This window comes from Synechococcus sp. RSCCF101 (genome assembly GCF_008807075.1).
Classification (GTDB): Bacteria; Cyanobacteriota; Cyanobacteriia; order PCC-6307; family Cyanobiaceae; genus RSCCF101.
On the sequence record NZ_CP035632.1, the window covers coordinates 1,554,654 to 1,579,220 of the forward strand.

Annotated in this window: 22 protein-coding genes, 3 tRNA genes, 3 rRNA genes and 1 pseudogene; 15 read left to right on the plus strand and 14 right to left on the minus strand. The window is 64.5% G+C overall.

All coding sequences use genetic code 11. The annotated features are described in order from the left end of the window. Positions 1-105 precede the first annotated feature (105 nt). Entirely contained in the window at positions 106-699 is a 594-nt protein-coding gene (mtnB, locus tag EVJ50_RS07530; RefSeq protein WP_370455463.1) for a methylthioribulose 1-phosphate dehydratase, read from the plus strand. A 33-nt stretch (positions 700-732) separates the two neighbouring features. Further along, the gene (gene mtnC / locus EVJ50_RS07535; protein WP_150883241.1) at positions 733-1,584 is read left to right on the plus strand and encodes an acireductone synthase; all 852 of its coding nucleotides are present in this window, start codon (positions 733-735) and stop codon (positions 1,582-1,584) included. A 112-nt stretch (positions 1,585-1,696) separates the two neighbouring features. On the opposite strand, the gene rrf is transcribed toward mtnC, so the two are convergent. From rrf to EVJ50_RS07560, 5 genes are all read right to left on the minus strand, one after another. Beyond that, positions 1,697-1,812, minus strand: a 5S ribosomal RNA gene (gene rrf / locus EVJ50_RS07540). 170 nt (positions 1,813-1,982) lie between these two features. Continuing rightward, a 23S ribosomal RNA gene (locus tag EVJ50_RS07545) occupies positions 1,983-4,853 on the minus strand. A gap of 339 nt (positions 4,854-5,192) precedes the next feature. Continuing rightward, positions 5,193-5,265 (minus strand) — tRNA-Ala (locus EVJ50_RS07550). A gap of 9 nt (positions 5,266-5,274) precedes the next feature. After that, positions 5,275-5,348: transfer RNA gene (locus EVJ50_RS07555), tRNA-Ile, on the minus strand. 151 nt (positions 5,349-5,499) lie between these two features. Beyond that, a 16S ribosomal RNA gene (locus EVJ50_RS07560) occupies positions 5,500-6,984 on the minus strand. Together the 16S, 23S and 5S rRNA genes with 2 tRNA genes alongside form the textbook arrangement of a ribosomal RNA operon. 955 nt (positions 6,985-7,939) lie before the next feature. Here EVJ50_RS07560 and EVJ50_RS07565 point away from each other — a divergent pair. Then, positions 7,940-9,411: pseudogene (locus tag EVJ50_RS07565) on the plus strand (glycoside hydrolase 100 family protein). Positions 9,412-9,475: 64 nt separating this feature from the next. On the opposite strand, the gene petD reads toward EVJ50_RS07565, so the two are convergent. Together petD and petB are read right to left on the minus strand one after the other, a co-directional pair. Further along, complete coding sequence (petD, locus tag EVJ50_RS07570) at positions 9,476-9,958, minus strand: cytochrome b6-f complex subunit IV (protein WP_150883242.1); 483 nt, start codon at positions 9,956-9,958, stop codon at positions 9,476-9,478. Positions 9,959-10,145: 187 nt separating this feature from the next. Continuing rightward, positions 10,146-10,802, minus strand: a complete 657-nt coding sequence (gene petB / locus EVJ50_RS07575; RefSeq protein ID WP_150883243.1) for a cytochrome b6 — start codon at positions 10,800-10,802, stop codon at positions 10,146-10,148. 154 nt (positions 10,803-10,956) lie between these two features. Between petB and ctpZ the strand changes: the two genes are divergently transcribed. The 7 genes from ctpZ (at position 10,957) to EVJ50_RS07610 (ending at position 15,787) form a co-directional block, all read left to right on the plus strand. After that, a complete protein-coding gene (ctpZ, locus tag EVJ50_RS07580) occupies positions 10,957-12,219 on the plus strand; it encodes a carboxyl-terminal processing protease CtpZ (RefSeq protein WP_225322849.1) in 1,263 nt (420 codons plus the stop codon). After that, on the plus strand, positions 12,216-13,550 hold the full coding sequence (locus EVJ50_RS07585) for an HD domain-containing protein (RefSeq protein ID WP_150883245.1): 1,335 nt from the start codon (positions 12,216-12,218) through the stop codon (positions 13,548-13,550). Before ctpZ ends, EVJ50_RS07585 begins: the two co-directional genes overlap by 4 nt. Then, a complete protein-coding gene (gene minC, locus EVJ50_RS07590; RefSeq protein WP_225322850.1) occupies positions 13,543-14,241 on the plus strand; it encodes a septum site-determining protein MinC in 699 nt (232 codons plus the stop codon). Before EVJ50_RS07585 ends, minC begins: the two co-directional genes overlap by 8 nt. 24 nt (positions 14,242-14,265) lie before the next feature. Continuing rightward, positions 14,266-15,081: a septum site-determining protein MinD gene (minD, locus tag EVJ50_RS07595; RefSeq protein WP_150883246.1), complete on the plus strand. Its 816-nt coding sequence runs from the start codon at positions 14,266-14,268 to the stop codon at positions 15,079-15,081. A gap of 3 nt (positions 15,082-15,084) precedes the next feature. Beyond that, a complete protein-coding gene (minE, locus tag EVJ50_RS07600) occupies positions 15,085-15,378 on the plus strand; it encodes a cell division topological specificity factor MinE (RefSeq protein WP_150883247.1) in 294 nt (97 codons plus the stop codon). A gap of 66 nt (positions 15,379-15,444) precedes the next feature. After that, positions 15,445-15,714 carry a helix-turn-helix transcriptional regulator gene (locus EVJ50_RS07605; protein WP_150883248.1) on the plus strand — a complete coding sequence of 90 codons (270 nt, stop codon included), beginning with the start codon at positions 15,445-15,447 and terminating at the stop codon, positions 15,712-15,714. Between the two features lies 1 nt (position 15,715). Next, a tRNA-Thr gene (locus EVJ50_RS07610) sits at positions 15,716-15,787 on the plus strand. A 20-nt stretch (positions 15,788-15,807) separates the two neighbouring features. On the opposite strand, the gene EVJ50_RS14600 is transcribed toward EVJ50_RS07610, so the two are convergent. The 5 genes from EVJ50_RS14600 to EVJ50_RS07630 all read right to left on the minus strand — a co-directional run bounded on the left by EVJ50_RS14600 (position 15,808) and on the right by EVJ50_RS07630 (position 19,112). Continuing rightward, positions 15,808-15,963 carry a hypothetical protein gene (locus EVJ50_RS14600; protein WP_191964718.1) on the minus strand — a complete coding sequence of 52 codons (156 nt, stop codon included), beginning with the start codon at positions 15,961-15,963 and terminating at the stop codon, positions 15,808-15,810. Then, entirely contained in the window at positions 15,963-16,595 is a 633-nt protein-coding gene (locus tag EVJ50_RS07615; RefSeq protein WP_150883249.1) for an L-threonylcarbamoyladenylate synthase, read from the minus strand. The genes EVJ50_RS14600 and EVJ50_RS07615 overlap by 1 nt, the downstream gene beginning before the upstream one ends. 22 nt (positions 16,596-16,617) lie before the next feature. Beyond that, entirely contained in the window at positions 16,618-17,562 is a 945-nt protein-coding gene (prmC, locus tag EVJ50_RS07620) for a peptide chain release factor N(5)-glutamine methyltransferase (protein WP_150883250.1), read from the minus strand. Next, the gene (locus EVJ50_RS07625) at positions 17,559-18,524 is read right to left on the minus strand and encodes a DNA-processing protein DprA (RefSeq protein ID WP_225322851.1); all 966 of its coding nucleotides are present in this window, start codon (positions 18,522-18,524) and stop codon (positions 17,559-17,561) included. Before EVJ50_RS07625 ends, prmC begins: the two co-directional genes overlap by 4 nt. A gap of 210 nt (positions 18,525-18,734) precedes the next feature. Next, the gene (locus EVJ50_RS07630; RefSeq protein ID WP_370455465.1) at positions 18,735-19,112 is read right to left on the minus strand and encodes an acyl-CoA thioesterase; all 378 of its coding nucleotides are present in this window, start codon (positions 19,110-19,112) and stop codon (positions 18,735-18,737) included. A 134-nt stretch (positions 19,113-19,246) separates the two neighbouring features. Here EVJ50_RS07630 and EVJ50_RS07635 point away from each other — a divergent pair, with 134 nt between their 5' ends. Then, positions 19,247-20,095: a universal stress protein gene (locus EVJ50_RS07635; RefSeq protein ID WP_150883253.1), complete on the plus strand. Its 849-nt coding sequence runs from the start codon at positions 19,247-19,249 to the stop codon at positions 20,093-20,095. Between the two features lie 37 nt (positions 20,096-20,132). Here EVJ50_RS07635 and psbM read toward each other — a convergent pair whose 3' ends face one another. Both psbM and EVJ50_RS07645 read right to left on the minus strand, forming a co-directional pair. Next, positions 20,133-20,237, minus strand: a complete 105-nt coding sequence (psbM, locus tag EVJ50_RS07640) for a photosystem II reaction center protein PsbM (RefSeq protein ID WP_150883254.1) — start codon at positions 20,235-20,237, stop codon at positions 20,133-20,135. A gap of 85 nt (positions 20,238-20,322) precedes the next feature. Further along, positions 20,323-20,790: a 2Fe-2S iron-sulfur cluster-binding protein gene (locus tag EVJ50_RS07645; RefSeq protein WP_150883255.1), complete on the minus strand. Its 468-nt coding sequence runs from the start codon at positions 20,788-20,790 to the stop codon at positions 20,323-20,325. A 214-nt stretch (positions 20,791-21,004) separates the two neighbouring features. Here EVJ50_RS07645 and psbB point away from each other — a divergent pair, with 214 nt between their 5' ends. The 4 genes from psbB (at position 21,005) to EVJ50_RS07665 (ending at position 24,534) form a co-directional block, all read left to right on the plus strand. Then, a complete protein-coding gene (gene psbB, locus EVJ50_RS07650) occupies positions 21,005-22,564 on the plus strand; it encodes a photosystem II chlorophyll-binding protein CP47 (RefSeq protein ID WP_150883256.1) in 1,560 nt (519 codons plus the stop codon). Positions 22,565-22,585: 21 nt separating this feature from the next. Then, positions 22,586-22,681: a photosystem II reaction center protein T gene (locus EVJ50_RS07655; RefSeq protein WP_006042122.1), complete on the plus strand. Its 96-nt coding sequence runs from the start codon at positions 22,586-22,588 to the stop codon at positions 22,679-22,681. A gap of 192 nt (positions 22,682-22,873) precedes the next feature. Then, positions 22,874-23,368 carry a transcriptional regulator NrdR gene (gene nrdR / locus EVJ50_RS07660; protein ID WP_150883257.1) on the plus strand — a complete coding sequence of 165 codons (495 nt, stop codon included), beginning with the start codon at positions 22,874-22,876 and terminating at the stop codon, positions 23,366-23,368. Positions 23,369-23,463: 95 nt separating this feature from the next. After that, positions 23,464-24,534 carry a 30S ribosomal protein S1 gene (locus EVJ50_RS07665; RefSeq protein ID WP_150883258.1) on the plus strand — a complete coding sequence of 357 codons (1,071 nt, stop codon included), beginning with the start codon at positions 23,464-23,466 and terminating at the stop codon, positions 24,532-24,534. Positions 24,535-24,567: the final 33 nt, after the last annotated feature.

Below are 24,567 nucleotides of genomic sequence, written 5' to 3' on the forward strand. Positions count from 1 at the left end.
GGAGGCATCCTGGTCACAGGTGGAGCAGGAGCGGTGGTCGCATTGCCTCAACAGCCCCTGGACACAGGTGCTCAAGCTCGGATGCGGGAAGAGCTGTGCAGCTGCATGGCCGCGATCCACCGGCGCGGCTGGTGCGATGGAACGGGTGGAAACTTCAGCGTACGCGTGCCCTCCTGCGATCCACCCCTGCTGCTGATGGCACCGAGCGGGGTGGAGAAGGGAACGGTTCAGGCGGATGCCCTGATCCTGGTGAATGGCAGCGGGGAGGTGGTGCAGGGCTCCGGCCGGGCCAGCGCCGAATGGCCCCTGCACTGGATGGCGGTGAGCACGCAGGGCGCCGGTGCGGTGCTGCACACCCATTCCCAGGCCGGAACACTGCTGTCGGACCACTACCTGGAGAGGGGCGGACTGAGGCTCACCGGGCTGGAGATGCTGAAGGGGTTGAACGGACGGAGCAGCCATCAGGAGCAGCTGCGGATCCCCGTGATCGCCAATGACCAGAACGTGCCGCGACTGGCCGAACTGGCGCAGAGGACGATTGAACCCGGATGCCCGGGCCTGCTGGTGGCGGGGCATGGTCTCTACGCCTGGGGCGCAGGCCTGAGCACTGCCCGGCGCCACCTGGAGATTCTGGAATTTCTGCTGGAACAGCACTGGCGCCGATTGCTGCTGCAGGCCCTGGCTGTCAGGCCAGGATGAGCACTCTCGATTCAGCGGATTGAGGGCATTCGGATGACGGCGGAACGAGAGCTCGACGATTCGGGCCAGAGCAACGGTTTTGCAGGCCATGGGCAGCACCACAACTGCACGGCGGGAGGCCCGGCTGAGATGTCAGACGCGCCTCCAATCGAAGTGATCCTGCTGGACATCGAAGGCACCACCTGCCCCATCGCGTTCGTTAGCGAGGTGCTGTTCCCCTACGCCCGCGAGCACCTTGCTGACCACATCAGGGCCCATGCCGCAGAGCCGGAGGTCAGGCGTCAGCTGCAGCATCTGATCGATTGGGACCGGGAGCATGCCGGCACCCTGCCGGTGGCAGCAGAGCGGTCCTCACAACAGCAGAGCAGCACAGTGCCGGACACGGAACGGGCCATCGGCATCGCCCTGGCCATGATCGATGCCGATCTGAAGGTGACGGCTCTGAAGGAACTGCAGGGCCGCATCTGGAACCGGGGCTATGAGAGCGGTGACCTGAAGGTGAGCCTGTTCCCTGAGGTGAGCCATTGCCTGCGCCAGTGGCGGCAGAAGAAGCGAACGCTGGCGGTGTATTCCTCGGGCAGCCGGCGCGCGCAGCAACTCCTCTACAGCCACACCACCGAGGGCGATCTGAGTTCTCTGTTCAGCCACTGGTTCGACACCACCAGCGGCAGGAAAACGGACGCAGCCAGCTACCGCACCATTGCCTCCCAACTGGGATGTCAGCCATCGACCGTGTTGTTTGTCAGCGATGCGCGGGCCGAATGCGATGCCGCCAGCACAGCCGGTTGCCGGACGGCCTACTGCCATCGCGACGGCAACAGGGAGGACACCCCCGGCCCCCACCGGCGGATCGAACGCCTCGATCAGCTGCTGCTCATGCCATGACCGGTGCGACCCCTCGGGCCAGCACAACGGCAGGCAGGTAGGCAGGCAGGGGCGACCATGAAAAAAGCCGCCTCGAAAGGCGGCTTTCTCATCACTCAAATCAAGAGGTTTAACCTGGCATCGAGCTATTTTCTCAGGGGGCTACCCCCAACTATCGTCGCCGCTGCTGCGTTTCACAACCGAGTTCGGGATGGATCGGTGTGGGGCCACAGCGCCATGGACACCAGGTAAAAACCAACTTGTCTGAGGATCAGGTCGGAAACCAACAGACGCATCCATTGGCTTCAGAACCCTGAAAGCTGCATAGGTATGAACCAACCGTCTGGGTTCCACCAGAAGGAATGGTTTCTCGCCTGAAAACAAGCTCTCACGTGCTTGCGTCACGTCCCCATTGGGGATTGGTCAAGCCCTCGGTCTATTAGTACTCCTCCGCTTCACTTGTTGCCAAGCTTCCACGTAGAGCCTATCAACGGGTGTTCTTCCCGTGACCTTACTGGCTTATGCCATGAGAACACTCATCTTGAGGTGGGCTTCCCACTTAGATGCTTTCAGCGGTTATCCGCTCCACACATGGCTACCCAGCGTTTACCGTTGGCACGATAACTGGTACACCAGAGGTGTGTTCCTCCCGGTCCTCTCGTACTAGGGAGAAATCCTCTCAATGTTCTTGCGCATGCACCGGATATGGACCGAACTGTCTCACGACGTTCTGAACCCAGCTCGCGTACCGCTTTAATGGGCGAACAGCCCAACCCTTGGGACCGACTTCAGCCCCAGGTTGCGATGAGCCGACATCGAGGTGCCAAACCTCCCCGTCGATGTGAACTCTTGGGGGAGATCAGCCTGTTATCCCTAGAGTAACTTTTATCCGTTGAGCGACGGCCCTTCCACTCAGAACCGTCGGATCACTAAGGCCGACTTTCGTCCCTGTTCGACTTGTAGGTCTCACAGTCAAGCTCCCTTCTGCCTTTGCACTCGTCGGCTGATTTCCAACCAGCCTGAGGGAACCTTTGCGCGCCTCCGTTACCTTTTAGGAGGCGACCGCCCCAGTCAAACTGCCCACCAGATACTGTCCCCTTCCCGGATAACGGGTAAGGGTTAGAACCCTAGCTCTGAAAGAGTGGTATCTCACCAGTGACTCACCATCACCCACAAGCAATGGTTCAACGTCTCCCACCTATCCTGCGCATTCAGAGCCCGGGCACAATACCAAGCTACAGTAAAGCTTCATAGGGTCTTTCTGTCCGGGTGCACGTAGTCCGCATCTTCACAGACAATTCTATTTCGCCGAGCCTCTCTCCGAGACAGCGCCCAAATCGTTACGCCTTTCGTGCGGGTCGGAACTTACCCGACAAGGAATTTCGCTACCTTAGGACCGTTATAGTTACGGCCGCCGTTCACCGGGGCTTCAGTCGCTCGCTTCGCTTACGCTGACAAGCTTCCTTAACCTTCCGGCACTGGGCAGGCGTCAGCCCCCATACATCGTCTTGCGACTTAGCGGAGACCTGTGTTTTTGGTAAACAGTCGCTTGGGCCTCTTCACTGCGACCAGCTCTCGCTGGCACCCCTTCTCCCGAAGTTACGGGGCCATTTTGCCGAGTTCCTTAGAGAGAGTTACCTCGCGCCCCTCGGTATTCTCTACCACCCCACCTGTGTCGGTTTCGGGTACTGGCAGTTATGCCTTAACGGGTATAGGGCTTTTCTTGGAAGCTTGACATCACCAACTTCGCTGCCGTAGCAGCTCGTACTCACGCCTCAGCTCAGAGTGTTTTCTCCACTCCTCAACGCCTCGAACGCTTGAACCAGTAACCAACATCTGGCTTGGCTAGCCTTCTCCGTCCCCCTTCCCAAAACATAACCGGTACAGGAATATTAACCTGTTGTCCATCGACTACGCCTTTCGGCCTCGCCTTAGGTCCAGACTAACCCTCCGCGGACGAGCCTGCCGGAGGAACCCTTAGGGTTTCGGGGCATGGGATTCTCACCCATGTTTTCGCTACTCAAGCCGACATTCTCACTTCCATGCTGTCCACGCCCGCTTACGCTAACGCTTCACCCTACATGGAACGCTCCCCTACCATTCAATGAATCCGCAGCTTCGGTAGAACACTTAGCCCCGTTCATTTTCGGCGCAGGATCGCTCGACCAGTGAGCTATTACGCACTCCTTTGAGGATGGCTGCTTCTAGGCAAACCTCCTGGTTGTCTGTGCAATCCCACCTCCTTTATCACTTAGTGTTCATTTAGGGACCTTAGCTGGCGGTCTGGGCTGTTTCCCTTTCGACCATGGAGCTTATCCCCCACAGTCTGACTGCCTGGCTTCACACAGGGTATTCAGAGTTCGTCTCGATTTGGTACCGCTCTCGCAGCCCGCACCGAAACGGTGGCTTTACCCCCCTGCTGGAGCACCAGACGCTACGCCTCAACGTATTTCGGGGAGAACCAGCTAGCTCCGGGTTCGATTGGCATTTCACCCCTAACCACAGCTCATCCGCTGATTTTTCAACATCAGTCGGTTCGGACCTCCACTTGGTATCACCCAAGCTTCATCCTGGCCATGGTTAGATCACCCGGGTTCGGGTCTATAAACACTGACTAACGCCCTATTCAGACTCGCTTTCGCTTTGGCTCCACCATTTTCGGTTTAACCTGCCAGTGCCTATAAGTCGCCGGCTCATTCTTCAACAGGCACACGGTCACCCGATCAGTCGGGCTCCCATTGCTTGTAAGCTCACGGTTTCATGTTCTATTTCACTCCCCTCCCGGGGTTCTTTTCACCTTTCCCTCGCGGTACTGTTGCGCTATCGGTCACACAGGAGTACTTAGCCTTACGAGGTGGTCCTCGCTGATTCACACGGAATTCCACGTGCTCCGTGCTACTCGGGATCCAGCTAGGCCTGTTCGGTTTTCGCGTACGGGGCTTTCACCCTCTCTGGCGCGCCTTTCAAACGCTTCCACTAACCTCCCAGGTCCATGTCGCTGTCCCACAACCCCAATGCTCGAAAGCATTGGTTTAGGCTCTTCCCCGTTCGCTCGCCGCTACTGAGGGAGTCGTTTTTACTTTCCTTTCCTCCGGCTACTAAGATGTTTCAGTTCGCCGGGTTGGCTCGTTCCACCCTATGGATTCAGATGGTCGTACTAGGGGTTGCCCCATTCGGAAATTCCCGGATCAAAGCGTACTTCCAGCTCCCCGAGACTTATCGCAGGTAATCACGTCCTTCATCGCCTCTGTGTGCCTAGGTATCCACCGTGAGCCCTTTGTAGCTTGACCATTCCGCTCCATCATCTCTGATGAAGCTCATGGAGACTCAACTCAAGAATTTGATGCTCCGTTCTCAACTTTAGAAACTTTGATCAGCGAATTGCTTCGCTGATCGCTATCCCCCAAGCCGTCAACAGAACACCTTCCATGAGATGCTTGTTTCCAGACTCACCTATGCAGTTGTCAAGGTTCCGCTGAACTAAACTCTGATCGCTTGCGCAACCAGGCAGAGTCCAGCATTCTTCCAACCCTCTCAGGCATGGAACAATGCTGAATTCCTTCTCAGCTGTCCACCTGTCTCGTCACCCTACGTTTCCTCCACACTCACGCGCGGCGGTCAAGCGTCAGTGGAGGTTAGCGGACTCGAACCGCTGACATCCTGCTTGCAAAGCAGGCGCTCTACCAACTGAGCTAAACCCCCAATCACGAATGGGCCATCCTGGACTTGAACCAGGGACCTCACCCTTATCAGGGGTGCGCTCTAACCACCTGAGCTAATGGCCCAGGAGGACCCGTTGCGGGGTGACCTAGACGAAGTTCAGGAACTGATCATGACTCACTCATGCAAGTCATGCTGAGGTACCGATCGACCTAAGGTGACACGATCATGGTCAGTACAAAAACGACTGACATCACGATCTTGTTTGTCTCCCTGTTAGGAGGTGATCCAGCCGCACCTTCCGGTACGGCTACCTTGTTACGACTTCACCCCAGTCATCAGCCCCACCTTCGGCGTCCTCCTCCACAAGGGTTGGAGTAACGACTTCGGGCGTGGCCAACTTCCATGGTGTGACGGGCGGTGTGTACAAGGCCCGGGAACGTATTCACCGCAGTATGCTGACCTGCGATTACTAGCGATTCCTCCTTCACGTAGGCGAGTTGCAGCCTACGATCTGAACTGAGCCACGGTTTATGGGATTTGCTGACTCTCGCGAGTTCGCTGCCCTTTGTCCGTAGCATTGTAGTACGTGTGTAGCCCAGGACGTAAGGGGCATGATGACTTGACGTCATCCACACCTTCCTCCGGTTTATCACCGGCGGTCTCTCTAGAGTGCCCAACTGAATGCTGGCAACTAAAGACGTGGGTTGCGCTCGTTGCGGGACTTAACCCAACATCTCACGACACGAGCTGACGACAGCCATGCACCACCTGTCACTGCGTTCCCGAAGGCACCCTCCGGTTTCCCAGAGGTTCGCAGGATGTCAAGCCCTGGTAAGGTTCTTCGCGTTGCATCGAATTAAACCACATACTCCACCGCTTGTGCGGGCCCCCGTCAATTCCTTTGAGTTTCACACTTGCGTGCGTACTCCCCAGGCGGAACACTTAACGCGTTGGCTACGACACCGAGGGGGTCGATTCCCCCGACACCTAGTGTTCATCGTTTACGGCCAGGACTACAGGGGTATCTAATCCCTTTCGCTCCCCTGGCTTTCGTCCATGAGCGTCAGTTATGGCCCAGCAGAGCGCTTTCGCCACTGGTGTTCTTCCCGATATCTACGCATTTCACCGCTACACCGGGAATTCCCTCTGCCCCTACCACACTCAAGCCCAACAGTTTCCACTGCCATGATGGAGTTAAGCTCCACGTTTTAACAGCAGACTTGAAAGGCCGCCTGCGGACGCTTTACGCCCAATAATTCCGGATAACGCTTGCCACTCCCGTATTACCGCGGCTGCTGGCACGGAATTAGCCGTGGCTTATTCCTCAAGTACCGTCAGATCTTCTTCCTTGAGAAAAGAGGTTTACAGCCCAGAGGCCTTCTTCCCTCACGCGGCGTTGCTCCGTCAGGCTTTCGCCCATTGCGGAAAATTCCCCACTGCTGCCTCCCGTAGGAGTCTGGGCCGTGTCTCAGTCCCAGTGTGGCTGATCATCCTCTCAGACCAGCTACTGATCGATGCCTTGGTGCGCTCTTACCACACCAACTAGCTAATCAGACGCGGGCTCATCCTCAGGCGAAATTCATTTCACCTCGCGGCATATGGGGTATTAGCAGTCGTTTCCAACTGTTATCCCCCTCCTGAGGGCAGATTCCCACGCGTTACTCACCCGTCCGCCACTAACCCGAAGGTTCGTTCGACTTGCATGTGTTAAGCACGCCGCCAGCGTTCATCCTGAGCCAGGATCAAACTCTCCGTTGTAAACTCACATCCCTGCACCAAATTCAACCAATCACTCACTCAGCCTTTCGGCTCAATCAGTGCTCGATCAACCTCGGCTCGATGTGGCCGGCCTTCCACCCATCACGGCTGCTCCAAAAAGCAACATGATAGTTGTCGCCTAAACTCTCCATCATTATTCTCATAACAATGGCTACAACAGCATTCCAACCAGTTCAACTCTCGCTCAACTGATCATGCTTGACCCGGATCTCAGATCCGGTTTGATACCTCCGCCTCGCACCATTATCTCGCTACCGACTGATCGTGAGAACCAGCTCAGCAGCAGGTGCAACGCGGCAATATCGCGTTTCTTTCTTGACGGGACCTCACACCTCCACCGCATTCTCATCACAGCTCCCTCACCACACAGGTCAGAGGCCATGACGCGGTAGAAGCGTCAGTTCCTAAACTTCTTGGTTGTCCAGGTGCGCCACGCTCGCCTGCTCTCCAGGCTCCCGTGGCTCGGACCGGTCATCCCGGTCGCTTGTAGAACCTACAACACCGTCGCGCTCGCTCTCGCTCGCTTGTCCGGCTCGCAGGCCCAGGAGCACAACCGAACCGCCCTCACAGGCCATTCCATCGGCTCCCGTCTCCCAGAACCGCTCGCAACGCTCCTCCGCCTCTCAGCGGTCACCGTCACTCACAATCCAGAGAGCTGCTCTCAAGCTCAGAACCTCGCGGCTCCTCGCTCTCGCGCAGACCCAAGAACATAACACCATCACCCCCGCTACCGCAACAACACACACCCCCACATGCCCCGGGACAAGTCAGATGGCAGCAATACCTCCGGCTGGAAGGCTGGCCTGGGTAGCAGCCCTGGGACCGGGACGGGGTCAGCCGCTCAGGGCGTTCGCCCAGGGCCCAAACGGCCAGCCCCGGGGTACGACGGCATGCACCTGAGGGCTGCATCGGCAAGCAGACCTAGCCTCGGGACATGGCACTGCACTTCAGTCAGGAGCGCCTGCGGGTTCGCCCCAACTCGCGTGAGGGCACTATCGTGGGCCGGGCCCAGGAGCATTTCGAGAAAACGCTGGTCCAGGTGGGGGGCAGCTGGCCGGATCGGTGGCCGCCCTGGAGCACCCTCAGCGTGACGAGGCCCTGAACTACGGGGAGATCTTCCTCAGGGACAACGTCCCGGTGATGATCTACCTGCTGCTCCAGGGGCGCTACGGGATCGTGCGCCACTTCCTGGAGGTGTGCCTGCAGCTTCAGAGCTCCAGCTTCCAGACCCGGGGGGTCTTCCCGACGAGCTTCGTCGAGGAGGACGGGCAGCTGATCGCGGATTACGGCCAGCGCTCGATCGGACGCATCACCTCGGTCGACGCCAGCCTGTGGTGGCCGATCCTCTGCTGGCTCTACGTCAAACGGAGCGGCGATGTGGATTTCGGCACCAGCCAGTCCGTGCAGCGCGGCGTGCAGATGCTGCTCGACCTGGTGCTCCACCCCACGTTCGAGGGCACACCGGTGCTGTTCGTGCCGGACTGCGCCTTCATGATTGACCGTCCCATGGACGTCTGGGGCGCCCCGCTGGAGGTGGAGGTGCTGCTGTTCGGCTGTCTGCGCAGCTGCTGTCAGCTGATGGAGCTGGCCCAGCGTCAGCACCGCAGCCGCCTGCTGGAGCAGCGGCTGGCGGTGACACACCAGTGGCTGCACGATCTGCGGCTGTTCCTGCTCAAGCACTACTGGGTCACCAGCAAGACGCTGCAGGTGCTCCGGCGGCGCCCCACCGAGCAGTACGGCGATCTGCAGCATCAGAACGAGTTCAACGTGCAGCCTCAGGTGATCCCGCCCTGGCTGCAGGAGTGGCTCGACAACCGGGGCGGCTACCTGATCGGCAACATGCGGACCGGCCGGCCGGACTTCCGCTTCTACAGCCTGGGCAACTCCCTGGCCTGCCTGTTCGGCCTGCTGACGGCGGCCCAGCAGCGGGCCCTGTTCCGGCTGGTGCTGCACAACCGCCAGCACCTGATGGCCCAGATGCCGATGCGCATCTGTCATCCACCAATGGAAGGCATCGAATGGAGCAACAAGACGGGCTCCGATCCCAAGAACTGGCCCTGGAGCTACCACAACGGTGGCCACTGGCCGAGTCTGCTCTGGTTCTTCACCTCCGCTGCCCTGCTGCACGAGCAGCTCCATCCCGAGGCCGATGTGCTCCTGCTCGGTCAGATCCGCAGCATGGTGGAGGAGTGCTACTGGGCCCAGCTCAACCAGCTGCCGCGTCAGCAGTGGGCTGAGTACTTCGACGGCCCCACAGGCACCTGGGTGGGCCAGCAGTCGCGCACTTACCAGACCTGGACGATCGTGGGGTTTCTGCTGCTGCACCACTTCCTGCGCAGAAACACCGCCGACGTGCAGCTCTTCGACCTGGATGCCAGCGTCGGCTCCGCCGCTGCGGAGCCATAAAAAAACCGCCCGCAGGCTCTGCGGACGGTCGGAGGTTCAGATCAGCAGGGTTGAAAGCCTGGTCTCAGAACAGGCCCAGGGTCAGGGACTTGTCGATCGGAAGGGCGGCCCCGATACCGAGATAGATGGTGACCAGGGTTCCGCCGAGGAACACGGCCATGGCCACAGGACGGCGGAAGGGGTTCTGGAATTTGTTGAAGCTCTCGATGAAGGGCACCAGCATCAGACCGAGAGGGATCAGGGTCTGGAGGGCGATGCCGAGCAGCTTGTTGGGAACGACCCGGAGAATCTGGAAGACCGGGTAGAGGTACCACTCCGGCAGGATCTCAAGAGGCGTGGCGAACGGATCGGCCTTGTCGCCGAGCATGGCCGGATCGAGGACAGCGAGGCCGACGATGCAGGCGATCGTGCCGAGGATGACGACGGGAAAGATGTAAAGAAGGTCGTTCGGCCAGGCGGGCTCGCCGTAATAGTTGTGGCCCATGCCCTTGGCCAGCTTGGCGCGGAGCTTGGGGTCAGACAGATCGGGCTTCTTGAGGATGTGCATGGCTCAAGCGGTGGGGATGGCGTGGAACTCGCTGAACAGGACCAGAAGTTCGGGCCGGTGGGCGTCAGCCGGTGACGCGTGGAAGAGGAAGAAAGTCTGGCTGGGAACAGGAGCATGCATCAGAGGATGAAACAGGTGTTCACCGTGATGCCAGCCGGCTCCCAGCTGGGATGAGCGAATGAAGCGGTCAGAGGGGACCGGAGATGCCCTGCTTCCGGATCATCAGGAAGTGCATCAGCATGAACACCGCCAGCAGCCACGGCATGACGAAGGTGTGAAGGCTGTAGAAGCGAGTCAGGGTCGATTGACCGACGCTTTCACCACCGCGGAGCAGTTCAACCATGAAGTCGCCCACGACAGGGATAGCTGCAGGAACGCCGCTCACGATCTTCACGGCCCAGTAGCCGACCTGATCCCAGGGGAGGGAATAGCCCGTGACACCGAACGACACGGTGATCACGGCCATCGTCACCCCGGTGATCCAGGTGAGCTCCCGCGGGCGCTTGAAGCCGCCGGTCAGATACACGCGGAAGACGTGAAGGATCAGCATCAGCACCATCATGCTGGCGCTCCAGCGGTGCACCGAGCGGATCAGCCAGCCGAAGCTCACGTCAGTCATGAGGTACTGCACCGAGGTGTAGGCCTCAGCCACGGTGGGCTTGTAGTAAAACGTCATCGCGAACCCCGTGGCGAACTGGATGAGGAAGCACACCAGGGTGATGCCGCCCAGGCAATAGAAGATGTTGACGTGGGGCGGGACGTACTTGGAGGAGATGTCGTCGGCGATGTCCTGAATTTCCAGTCGCTCCTGGAACCAGTCGTAGACGGGGGACGAATTCGCCATGCAGGGGGGCGCAAGGGTTGCGAGAGTCTACCGATCCCCTCTCAGCGGCGTGAGTCTCCGTTTCACCCCATTCCACAGCCCCGGCAGGAGCCGGCCGGACAGGCTCCGGGGCCTGGACATCAGCCCGGGGCCCAGGGGGCTCCTGAGCGGATTCATGTCCTGGGTTCTGGTGGCCGTGCTGCTGCTGCAGCCGCTGCCCGCCGCGGGCTTGAGCGACGCCCAGGCCCTGGTGGTGGAGGCCTGGAGGCTCGTGTCCCAGGGCTATGTGGATCCGGACCGCCTGGAGGCGGTGCGCTGGCGCCGATTGCGACAGAAGGCCCTGGAGCGATCGATCGTCACCAGCTCCGATGCCTACGAGGCCATCGAGTTCATGCTGATGCCGCTCGGGGACCCCTACACCCGTCTGCTCAGGCCGGCGGACTACGCCGCTCTGCGCTCCAGCACCCAGGGGAATCTCAGCGGTGTGGGGCTTCAGCTCGGGGTTCGTGGCGAGCAGGGATCGGTGGTGGTGATCGCGCCGCTCGAAGGCTCCCCCGCGGCGGAAGCCGGGATCGAGAGCGGCACGGAACTGATCGCGGTGGATGGTGCCTCCGTGAGCGTTCTGGGCCTGGAGACCACAGCCGCCCGCCTGCGGGGGGAGGCCGGCACACAGGTGATCCTGCAGTTGCGTGATCCGGGCGCAGCACCGGGTGAAACGACGGAGGTGACCCTGGAGCGACGCCAGGTCGATCTGCGTCCGGTGCGGAGCCGTCGCGTGCGACTGGATGGCCACACCTTCGGCTACGTGCGCCTGACCCAGTTCAGCGAGGGCGTGCCCGATCAGCTCATCCAGGCCCTGGCCGATCTCTCCGGCAAGGGGATCGAGGGGCTGATCCTCGATCTGCGCAACAACTCCGGCGGCCTGGTGGAAGCCGGGCTGGCGGTGGCGGACGCCTTCCTCGTAGGCGTCCCGATCGTGGAGACCAGAAACCGGGAGGGAATCGACGAGCTGCTCTCCGCCCACGCGGAGCAGGCCTACGACGGTCCGATGGTGACCCTGGTGAATGGAGGCACCGCCAGCGCCAGCGAGATCCTGGCCGGTGCCCTTCAGGATGCCGATCGATCGCCGCTGATGGGCCGGACCAGCTTCGGCAAGGGCCTGATCCAGAGCCTGATCCCTCTGAGCGACGGGAGCGGTCTGGCCATCACCGTGGCGCGTTATCTGACTCCGGCCGGTCGTGACATCCAGATCACCGGCATCGTGCCGGACGAGGTGCTGGAGGACGAGGAGGTGCTGGTTCCCGGAAGCGAGGAGGACCGCTGGCTGCGGGCGGCCGAGCGCATGCTCGTGCGCCGGCTGGAATCCGGAACCTCCGAGCCGGACTCAGGGCCGGCGTTGGCCACGGACGAGGCGGATCGGACCGACGCCCAGCCATGACGGCCGGCTGCCGCACGTATCACGACCCCCTGCATGGGGCGATCAGCCTGGCCCGCGACCGGCCGGCCGAGCGCCTGGCCACGGCACTGATCGACACGCCGCCCTTTCAGCGTCTGCGTCGGATCCGTCAGCTCGGGCCGGCCTTTCTCACCTTTCACGGCGCCGAATCCAGCCGCTTCACCCACAGCCTCGGCGTGCTGCATCTCGCCCGTCGGGCCCTGGGTCAGCTCATGCGGCTGGACCCCGCCCTCGAGTCGCATCAGGCCCTGCTCTATGCGGCCGCGCTGCTGCACGACATCGGGCACGGCCCCCTCAGCCACGCGGGCGAGGCGATGTTCGGGATGCGGCATGAGCACTGGTCGGCCCGCATCATCCGGGAACAGCCGGAGGTGAGGCGCTGCCTCGACAGCCACGCCCCTCAGCTCGCAGGCCAGGTGGCGGATCTGCTGGAGCATGGGCGGAGCCCCCATCCGGTGGTGGGCAGCCTGGTGAGCAGCCAGCTGGACTGCGACAGGCTCGACTACCTGCTCCGGGACAGCCACAGCACCGGTGCCCGCTACGGCCAGCTGGATCTGGATCGCCTGATCTCGGCTCTGACACTGGCCCCGGATGGGCACCTGGCCATCCATGCCAAGGGCGTGATGGCGGCGGAGCACTACCTGCTCGTGCGCGATCTGATGTATCGCAGCGTCTACAACCACCGCCTGAATGTGGTCTGCAACTGGCTGCTCAACCAGGTGGTGGGCTGGGCCCGGCGCCTGGGGCCGGAGGCTGTGGACTGCGACCGCGTCATGGCGCGCTGGCTCTGGCCGGATCCACCGCTCGACGTAGCCAGCTATCTCGCCCAGGACGATCTGCGGCTGGGCTACCACCTGCTCCGCTGGCGGGAGGACGGTCCGGCTCCCCTGAACGAGCTGAGCGCCCGCCTGCTGGATCGACGCCTGCTGAAGGCGCTGGATGTGAGCGAGCTGGCGGCGGATGAGCAGGATCAGCTGCTCCGCACGGCAAGCAGCCTCAGTCGTGAGCGGGGCCTGGACCCCGCCCTCTGCTGCGATCTGCACCGGCAGAGCAGCCGCGGCTACGCCCCGTACCGGGGAGGCCTGCAGGTGTGGGACGGTGAGGCGGTGCATCCATTGGAGACGCGCTCCAGACTCGTGGCGACGCTGATGACGCCCACGGCCCTCGCCTGGCTGCTGCACCCGCGCGAGATCACTGCGGAGCTGAGCGGGGCCCGGGAGGTTCTGCTTGGATCCGGTGTCCGCCGCCGCCGCGCCGATGCCGTCAGCCGACCCGGAGAGGCGACAGGCGGGGAACCGGAGCGGGGTGCCTGAGCCAGGGCTGACGCTCACGATCCCCGACGGAGGGGCCAGGCCCTGGCATGAGGACGTGCACCACGCTCTGCCGGGATTGCCGCCCGGTGCCCCGCTGATGATTCAGACCGGCCGCAGGCGGCTGGGCACCGCAGAGCTGCGCGATCTGAAGACCTGGCTTGAGAAGGCCGGTCATCCCCTCATCGCCATCCGCACCGCCTGCGCCAGGACCCTGGTGGCGGGTCGCGCCATCGGTGCGCCGATCGAGCGGGAGACGGAGGCGACGCGGGAGGAGGCGGCGCTGAGCGACGCCGGCAGGGCGAACGCAATCGCCATGCACACCGGAACCCTGCGCTCCGGCGACCACCTGCAGGTGGATGGCTCGGTTCTGCTGCTCGGGGATGTAAACCCCGGTGCCACCCTCAGCGCCGGCGCCGACATCCTGGTCTGGGGACGGCTGCGGGGCGTGGCCCATGCCGGCCGCGATGGCGACCGGACGGCCCGCATCAGCGCTCTGCAACTGCGGCCCGTGCAGCTGCGCATCGCGGAGCTGGTGGCACGGGGACCCGACGATGCTCCACCACCCGGAATGGCGGAGCAGGCGATCGTTCGCGACGGCGAGATCCGCATCGAGCCTGCCGACCCCGGCTGGATGCCACGCGTCACCGACCGCCGGGCAGCACAGGGCAGAGCCTCCGGGCAGGGGCCTTAATGTCGTGCCAATCCCGGCGAATCCGTGGCGTCCCAGTCCCGCATCATCCTGATCTGCTCCGGCAAGGGAGGCGTCGGCAAGACGACACTCACCGCCAACCTCGGGTTGGCGCTCGCCCGGCTGGGCAGCAGCACGGTGGTGCTCGATGCCGATTTCGGTCTGCGCAACCTGGACCTGCTGCTCGGCCTCGAGAACAGGATCGTCTACACCGCCCAGGAGGTGCTCGCCGGCAGCTGCCGGCTGGAGCAGGCCCTTGTGAAGCACAAGCAGGAGCCGGAGCTGGCGCTGCTGCCGGCGGGCAACCCCCGCATGCTGGAGTGGCTGAAGCCGGCCGACATGTGCCGCATCGTCGATCTGCTGCGGCGTCAGTACGACTACGTGCTCATCGACTGCCCGGCCGGGATCGAGGACGGCTTCAAGAACGCGGCGGCAGCGGCTGAGGAGGCGATCGTGATCACCACGCCCGAGGTCTCCGCCGTGCGTGACGCGGATCGTGTGATCGGATTGCTCAACACCCAGCAGGTGTCCCCGGTGCAACTGGTGCTCAACCGGGTCCGTCCCACGATGATGGCCAGTCAGGACATGCTCTCGGTCAGCGACGTGACCGACATCCTTGCTCTGCCCCTGCTCGGACTGGTGCTGGAGGATGAGAAGGTGATCGTCTCCACCAACCGGGGCGAACCGCTCACGCTCAACGGCAGCCGATCGCCCGCGGCCACGGCATTCCTCAACATCGCCCGCCGCCTGGGCGGTGAGGCGATCCCGTTGATGGACCCCGCTGACGCCGATCAGGGGCTGAGAGCGCGGCTGAGTCGGCTGATGTCCAAGAAGCTCTTCTGACCCATGACCCTGCGTGAGTTCATCGCCAAGCTGCTCGGCCAGCAGCCGGCCAGCGCGGTGCGGGCCAAGGAGCGCCTGCAGCTGGTTCTCGCCCACGACCGCAGCGACCTCAATCCCGAGCTGCTCGAGCAGATGCGCAAGGAGATCATGGCGGTGGTGGCCAAGTACGTGGAGATCGACGTCGACCACGGCGATGTGAGCCTGGAGACGGAGGACCGCGTCACCGCCCTGGTGGCCAACCTGCCGATCCGTCGGCCCCTGAGCACCCCGGGCAACCGGGTCAGCCGCAGCCGCTGAACCGGTCCGGCGTGGTCCGGAGCGCCGCCGGCGTGGGGAATCCCTCCCAGAGAGATCGATTCCTCCATGACCACCGCTGCCGGTCCCGCCCTCCCCGACCCGGGAGCCGACGCGCTCACACCCGCCGAGGCCAGGGTGGTGCGCCTGCTTCAGCGCGGCCTGTCGAACAGGGCCATGGCTGAACGGCTCGTGCTGAGCCCGCGAACGATCGAGAGCCACCTCTCGAGTGCTCTGGGCAAAAGCGGTTGCCGGAACCGACTGGAGCTGCTGCTGTGGTCGCTCACACCGGCCATCGCTCCGGCGCTGGGAGACAGAGCGCGGGATAATGTGTCGTGAGGCCGGCTTAGCTCAGCGGTAGAGCAGCGCTTTTGTAAAGCGAAGGTCATCGGTTCAAATCCGTTAGCCGGCTTGGTCAGCACCTGTCGGCCGTCAGTCCCGCACGGACAGGCCCCAGATCGCGATCCCCAGCAGCACCCAGACCAGCCAGCCGGTCTGAGTGAGCGGGATGGCGAGATCCATCAGGGGCGCCACGAAGAGGGCGTAGCTCTGCTGCATCAGCAGAACGAACACGGCCAGCCAGAGCATCAGCCCCCCTCCTGAGTTCGGGTGGCGGCGGTCGGGGCCGGTTCGAGCCGAAGCGAGCCCTGCCGGAGCACCCGCCATGGCACATCCGATGGGCCGGCCGCATCCGGCTGCCAGACCACGACGGTGCTGGCCAGTCCGCTTCCAGCCGGCCACGGCAGCGGTGCGAGCAGCGGCACATCGGGGAAGGCCCGCTGCGCTGCCGCAGCGCTGAGGCAGGGCGGCTGGGCGGAGCGGTTGGCACTGGTGGTGGCCAGCGGCCCGCTCTGCCGGAGCAGCGCGAGGGCAGCGGCCGAGGCCGGTATGCGCAGGCCGAGGCAGCTGCCGCCGGGATTGAGCGCGTTGAGGCAGGCCCCCCGCGCGGGAAGCACCAGGGTGAGCGGGCCGGGCCAGTGCGCCGCGACCAGGTCCCGCCAGGCCGGTTCAACCGGCACCTCCAGGGCCTCGAACAGCACCTCCGGGGCAGCCCCCATCAGGATCAGCGGCTTGTCGCGGGGTCGCTCCTTCAGCGCCCAGAGCTGGGCCACCGCCCCGGGTGCGGCCGCCAGGGCCGGCACCGTGTCGGTGGGGAAGAGTGCCGGGGAGCCGGAGGCGAGGTGCTCGGCCAGCACGTCTGCCGAACAGGCGCGGGCCATGGGTCCTGCAGGAGGCGTTGTCTCAGCCATCCTGCTGCACCCCCACGGACGGAGGCCGACGTGCCAGGGCGAACCGGCACCGGCCCTCCAGATCATGGGCGGAGGTGACGTCCACCAGGCCGGCCTGCCGCAGCAGCTCCAGAACGGCAGCGCTCTGGTCGTGGTGGTGCTCGAGCAGAAGCCAGCCGCCAGGCACCAGGGCCACGCCGCTGCCGGACGCGATGTCCCGGATCGCGGTCAGCCCATCGGGGCCCCCATCGAGGGCCACCCGCGGCTCCCGGTCCCGCACCAGCGGCTCCAGACGCTCCACCTCAGCCGACGGGATGTAGGGAGGATTGGCGACCACCAGGTCCAGCTGCCCCAGGAGCGTCCGCAGCGGCTGCCACCACCGGCCGCAGTGCAGCGTCACCAGGGCCGGGTCCGTCAGCCGTCGGATGTTGGCGCCGGCCTGCTCGAGCGCCGCGGGCTCACAGTCCACGGCCGCGCCCCGCCAGGTGGGAAGGGCCCGGGCGAGCGCCACGGCGATGGCGCCGGACCCCGTACCGAGATCAGCCCAGTGGCGGAGGCGCGCCGGGCTCCCCGGTGAGTCCGGTAGCCTGGCGGCCCGATCCAGCGCCAGATCCACCAGCAGCTCGGTTTCCTGGCGCGGGATCAGAACCCCCGGCGCAACGGCCAGCACCAGATCGCGCCAGGGGCAGCGTCCGACCAGGTACTGGAGCGGAATCCTCTGGCGGCGGTGACGCCACCAGAGCTCCTCGAGCTCCGCGAGCGTGAGGCGCAGCCGAACGGTCCGGGCGGGATCGAGATGCAGGTGCTGGAGGTCCCTCCATCCGAGGCCCCCCGCCAGATCCAGCAACCAGTCGAGCTCCGCCGGCGAGCCACCGTCCCGCAGCAGCCTGCGGCGCCAGGCCAACAGCCGCTCCGCCTCCAGCGAGACTCCATCCCCGGGCGGTGGCTGCGACCTCATGGACGCGACCAGCGCAGGCCGGGGTGAGCGACGATGCGCCCGGCGAGCTCCAGTTCCACGAGCCATCGGGTGAGGTCTTCAGAGCCCATGCTCAGGCGTTGCTGCAGCGTGTCGCGATCCGCACCATGGCCGATCGCGGCCAGCACCTCATCGGCCGCCCCATCCACAGGCGTGGCCGGCGACCGGCTGCTGCCTCCGGGGACAGCCGTGGCTCGGGCCAGTGGCCCCCGCCCCAGCGCGCGGGTCAGATCAGCCGGATCCAGCAGCGCCCTGGCCCCCTCATTGAGCAGGGCATTGCTGCCGGCGGCCGAGCGCCGGCCCGGGTCGGCCGGCACCACCCAGAGAGGCAGGGATTCAGCGAGCGCGATCCGGGCTGAATGCAGGGCCCCACTCGCCTCGGGACACTCCACCACGACCACGGCACGACAGAAGGACGCCAGCAGGCGGTTCCGGGCTGCGAAGTGGCCGGCCTGAACCCGGGCACCCTCCGGCTGTTCACTCACCAGCAGACCGGCGGCACCGACCTGCCCCTGGAGCGCGGCGTGGTGACGGGGGTAGGCCCGGCTGAGGGGGGTGCCCAGCACGGCCACCGGGGCCCCGTTGGCCTGCAGACAGCCCCTGTGAACGGCTCCATCAATCCCCTCAGCCAGTCCGCTGACCACGGGCCAGCCGGCCAACGCCAGCTCGCGGCCGATGGCCCGCGCCAGTGACAGTCCGTTGGGCGATGCCCGGCGGGTCCCGACGACGGCAACGGCCTGACGCTGACGCAGCAGGGGCCAGAGGCTGCCGCGCCCCCTCCAGAACAGCGCCAGCGGGACTCGCTCCAGACCATGCAGGGACCCGGGGAAGGCAGGGTCCCCCGGAAGCAGGCAGCGCGTCGGCAGCGACGGCTCCAGGCCCTCCGGCATTCCCGGGCGCCGGTGAGAGGCCAGCGTCGCCTCCAGCCGGGCCGGCCAGTCCATCCGGGAGATCAGCGCCTCAGGCGTGAGCTGCCAGGCCTGCGAGAGATCGGGGTAGGCCCTGAGCAGCTGCGCAAGCCTCCGACTGCCGAGACCGGGGCAGCAGGAGGAAAACCACCACCAGACCCGCTGACGATGGGACCAGGAGGGACGCCGATGGGCACATCCAGACTCCCGGACGTCGGACATGGCACAAATACCAATACAGAAGTACTACTGTCGCACGGTTCGCTGTCTCGTCTCCAGGGTCTCCAGGGCCGAGCGGAGCTCGGTGGGAAGTCGCTTGATCACCACCGGACCCGCAGGGGTCTGGGCCACGGGCGCCAGCACCACTTCGGCTTCCGCGGCCACACCACCCCGTGGCGAGAGCATCCGGCTGACGAAATGAAGCCGCACCCCCCGCCGCGGTCGCAGGTGGCTCCGCACCTCCACCGCATCCCCCAGCAGCAGAGGCTGGCGGTAGTCCAGGCGCAGCGAGACCACGGGAAGCTCCACGCCCTGGTTCACAAGCCGGTGATAGGGCAGCCCGGCCTGCTCGAGCGCCCCCACCCTCGCTTCCTCGAGCCAGGCCAGATAGGCGCCGTGCCACATGACCCCGGCGTGATCCGCGTGCTGGGGAAGAACCGTTCTGCGGAGGCACCACCCCTCTTCTATGACGGGAGCTTGTGCCATGGGCAGGGGGGAGGGGAAACAGCCATAGGCTGCCTCACAGTCCTGTGACAGCCGTGTTCCGCAACCTTCTGATCGCCGATTCCGGCCAGGGTCATGTCGAGGAGATGGTCCGGATGCTGCTGGATCTGCCCCAGCTGCGGGAGGCCAGACTCAACCTGCTCCACGTGGTGGGCGAACAGGGCGCGGAAACGGTCGAGGGGCATCGGCGCGAGGCCGAAGGCCTTGTTTCAGAGGCCGTCAGCCGCATCGGGCTGGAGCCCGGGCGCGTGAACACGCTGATCCGCCAGGGCGACGCCAAGCAGACCGTTCTCAAGGTGGCCGATGAGGTGGATGCGGATCTGATCGTGATGGGCTCCCGCGGCCTGGGACGCCTGCAGTCGATCCTGGCCAACAGCGCCAGTCAATACGTCTTCCAGCTCTCCACCCGGCCCATGCTCCTGGTGCGCGACGACCTTTACGTGCGTCACGTGAACCGTGTCATGGTGGCGGTGGACGGGACAGGCGTGGGGTCCGAGGCCCTCTCAATCGCCTGTCAGTTCGTGCGCGACATCCCGGGAGGCACCCTGACCGGCGTGCATGTGAGCCGGAGGGACCTGGCGCCGACCCGAGGCGGGTCCCAGCCGGCCGATGCCGTTCTCGAGGCGGCCGTGAAACGCGCACGCACCCTCGGCGTGGAGCTCAAACCGATGCACGTCACGGGGGATGTGGGGCGGGCCGTGTGCGAGGCCGCCGAATCCTGCCGGGCTGATCTGGTGGTGATCGCCTCCCAGGACCGGCGGCCTCTGGTTGCCAGGGGACTGGTCGACCTGGACCGGCTTCTTGGCAGTTCGGTGAGCGACTACATCCGGGTGCATGCACCGGCACCCGTTCTGCTCATCCGGGGCGGGACGCTCAGCGCCTGAGCCAGCTCATGCCGGACCACCACCAGACCAACAGCCGTCAGGCCTGACGGCTGTTGGTCTGAATGTAAAGAATGATCAAGAAGACGGCCGGCACCAGGATGAACATCAGGCTGGCCACGAAGCCCAGATCGTTCGTTTCCATGGGGTGAGGAGTCAGCGGCGGGCCACGACCGTATCACCGCTGAACCGTGCCGCCGGACAACCGTCGCCGCTTGTTGCGGGGCGCGTCAGTCGTCCGCGTCAGGGGCGGACGACTCGGCTGTGGTCTCCGGTTCCGACTCGAGCTCACCGGCATCGGGAGCGGTCACAAGCCCCTCCGGCAGCTCCGGTCCATCCGGCAGGGGAGCCCGCCTGGCGGCCTCGAGCAGGGACTCGCGATTGGGCAGATCCGCCTGGGGCCGGGTCAGCACGATCAGCGAGCGGTTCACCAGGGCCTGACAGGCCAGACGCCACTGGGGAGGCCGCCTGCGGAGCTTGAGATCCTCCACCGGCGTGCGCGGCGAGAGAGCCTCCACCTGAGTGGACTCATCGACGGCGATGAAGCAGGTGATGCACTGGCCACAGCCGCCGCAGTTGCCCAGGCGGCCCTTCCAGCCATAGAGCTCGACGCCGGCGCGGAGAGCCACCTCGCGCAGGTTCTCGCCCGGCAGGCAGGGCACATCGCGGCCCTCGCGGACGAAACGGATCACAGGCATGACCACTCCACGGCGGAGACCCATTGTGTGATGCCCGGGAACGGGCGCATCACGGCTCATGTCAGGGCATGGGAGAGGCCCCCATCCCACGCCCGGGAGCCATTACGCTCAGCCCTGCATTTCCCTGGGCCCACCTCTTCAACGGCTCCGGCCCAGGCAGTGCCGCTTCCGCAGCAGACGGAAGCCGATTTCGTTCCTCGGACCTGAAACCCCCATGGGATTGCCCTGGTACCGGGTGCACACCGTGGTCATCAACGACCCGGGCCGACTGTTGGCCGTGCACCTGATGCACACCGCCCTCGTCGCCGGCTGGGCCGGCTCGATGGCTCTTTACGAACTGGCCATCTTCGATCCTTCCGATCCTGTCCTGAACCCCATGTGGCGTCAGGGCATGTTCGTGATGCCGTTCATGGCCCGTCTGGGTGTGACCGGCAGCTGGGGTGGCTGGAGCGTGACCGGAGAGACCGGGGTGGACCCCGGCTTCTGGAGCTTCGAGGGAGTCGCCGCTGCACACATCATCTTCAGCGGTCTCCTCTTCCTGGCGGCCATCTGGCACTGGACCTACTGGGATCTCGAGATCTGGCAGGACCCCCGCACCGGTGAGCCCGCACTCGACCTTCCCAAGATCTTTGGGATCCACCTCCTCCTGGCCGGCCTGGGCTGCTTCGGCTTCGGCGCCTTCCACCTGACCGGGGTCTTCGGTCCGGGGATGTGGGTGTCCGATCCGTATGGAGTCACCGGCCACATCGAGGCCGTCCAACCGGCCTGGGGGCCGGAGGGATTTGATCCCTTCAATCCAGGCGGCATCGTGGCCCACCACATCGCCGCCGGCATCGTCGGCATCATCGCCGGCGTCTTTCACATCACCACCCGTCCGCCGGAACGCCTCTACAAGGCCCTGCGCATGGGGAACATCGAGACGGTTCTGGCCAGCGCCATCGCCGCTGTGTTCTTCGCCGCCTTCATCGTGGCCGGCACCATGTGGTACGGCTGTGCCGCCACTCCGATCGAGCTCTTCGGGCCGACCCGCTTCCAGTGGGACCAGAGCTACTTCAAGACTGAAATCAACCGCCGCGTCCAGACGGCCATGGACGAAGGGGCCACCCGCAGCGAAGCCTTCGCTTCGATTCCCGAGAAGCTGGCCTTCTTCGACTACGTCGGTAACAGCCCGGCCAAAGGCGGCCTGTTCCGCGTCGGCCCGATGGTCAACGGTGACGGCCTACCCACCGGCTGGCTGGGCCACATCAGCTTCACCGACAAGGACGGACGCGACCTCGAAGTGCGCCGGCTGCCGAACTTCTTCGAGAACTTCCCCGTCATCTTCGAGGACAGTGACGGCGTCGTCAGGGCTGACATCCCCTTCCGTCGTGCTGAGGCCCGCTACTCGATCGAGCAGCAGGGCGTGACGGCCACCGTCTTCGGCGGTGCCTTGAACGGGCAGACCTTCACCGATCCCGCCGACGTGAAGCGTCTGGCTCGCAAGGCCCAGCTCGGTGAGGCCTTCGAGTTCGATCGGGAGACCTACAACTCCGACGGCACCTTCCGCAGCTCACCCCGCGGTTGGTTCACCTTCGGCCATGCCACCTTCGCCCTGCTCTTCTTCTTCGGGCACATCTGGCACGGAGCACGCACCCTCTACAGGGACGTGTTCGCGGGCATCGATCCCGATCTCGGTGAACAGGTCGAGTTCGGCCTGTTCCAGAAACTGGGCGACCAGAGCACTCGCCGTCTGCCGGAGGGCTACACACCTCCAGCGGGAACCCCCCTCAGCTGACCCACCCTCAGGAGACCTTCCATGGAGAGCTTCGCGTACATCCTCATCCTGACCCTGGCGATCGCCACCCTCTTCTTCGCCATCGCCTTCCGCGACCCCCCGAAGATCGGGAAATGATCCCCAGACGCGGAGCCTCTCCGGCAACGGAGCGGTCAACCTCTCCCGTCTGCTGATCCCATCCAGCCCCGCCCACGTGCGGGGCTTTTTGCTGTCTGGATCGGCCTGGATGGAGCGGCTGCATCACGCTTCTGGGCAATCAGATGCTGCCTGCTTACAATCTGCAGGCTTCTGCATCAGCACGGACCGGGGATGGAGTGTCCCTCCTGCCAACACACAGACAGCAGGGTGCTCGAATCCAGGGCAGCCGACGGAGGGCGAAGCGTGCGCAGGCGACGTGAATGCCTCAACTGCACCTTTCGCTTCACCACCTACGAACGGGTCGAGACGGTTCCGATCACCGTGGTCAAACGCGACGGCGCCCGTGAGACCTTCAACCGGTCCAAACTGCTGCACGGTCTCCTGCGGGCCTGCGAGAAAACCGGACTGGAGACCGGCCGCCTGGACATGGTTGTGGACGACATCGAGCTGCTGCTCCAGCAGCGGGGCAGCCGGGAGGTGAGCAGCCTCGAGATCGGTGAGCTGGTGCTGGAGAAGCTGCGCTGCATCAGCGAGGTGGCCTACGTGCGATTCGCCTCGGTCTACCGCCAGTTTCAGGGCGTGAGTGATTTCGTCGCCGCCCTGGACGGCCTGCACCGGGATGAGCCACCCGAGACGGGTGCCGCCTCACTGGCCATGATCGGCTGACGTCTGGCACGGTACGATCAACGTTTGCGTCAGTCCGTCGGCGGGCGGATGGGCGTCCCATGTCTCACTGCCTGAAGGCAGACCGCCAGCCATTCATGACCGCAACGCCGTCCGACACCCTTCCGGCCGAGGAGCAGGAGCTTCACACCGAGCCCGAACCGGAGGTGGCGGAGGCAGGCCACGAGGACCTCAGCGAGGTGCCCGAGGATGTGCCTGCTGCCGATGACAGCAGCAGCCGTTTCCTGCCGAAGGACACCAACGACGCCGGCTTCTCCCTCGACGAGTTCGCCGCCCTCCTCAGCAAGTACGACTACAACTTCAAGCCCGGAGACATCGTCAACGGCACGGTCTTCGCCCTGGAGCCCAAGGGCGCGATGATCGACATCGGCGCCAAGACGGCCGCCTTCATGCCACTGCCCGAGGTCTCGATCAACCGGGTCGAGGGGCTGGCCGATGTGCTCGAGCCCGGCGAGATCCGCGAGTTCTTCATCCTCAGCGAAGAGAACGAGGATGGCCAGCTCACCCTCTCCATCCGCCGGATCGAGTACCAGAGGGCCTGGGAGCGGGTGCGCCAGCTCCAGAAGGAGGACGCCACCATCTACAGCGAAGTGTTCGCCACCAACCGGGGTGGAGCCCTGGTGCGGGTCGAGGGGCTGAGAGGCTTCATCCCCGGGAGCCACATCAGCACCCGCAAGCCGAAGGAGGAGCTGGTCGCGGACTTCCTGCCGCTCAAGTTCCTTGAGGTGGACGAGGATCGCAACCGCCTGGTCCTCAGCCACCGCCGCGCGCTGGTGGAGCGCAAGATGAATCGCCTCGAGGTGGGCGAAGTGGTGATCGGCACCGTCCGTGGCATCAAGCCCTACGGCGCCTTCATCGACATCGGCGGTGTCAGCGGCCTGCTGCACATCTCCGAGATCAGCCACGAGCACATCGAGACGCCCCACTCGGTGCTCAATGTCAATGATCAGATGAAGGTCATGATCATCGATCTCGACGCCGAGCGCGGTCGCATCTCTCTCTCCACCAAGGCGCTTGAGCCCGAGCCGGGCGACATGCTCACCGATCCCCAGAAGGTGTTCGACCGGGCCGAGGAGATGGCGGCCCGCTACAAGCAGATGCTGATGGAGCAGGCCGAGGATGGCGGCGACATGGTCGATTACGACTGACGGGGTGGGAGCCTCGCTCCCCCGCTGATCCCC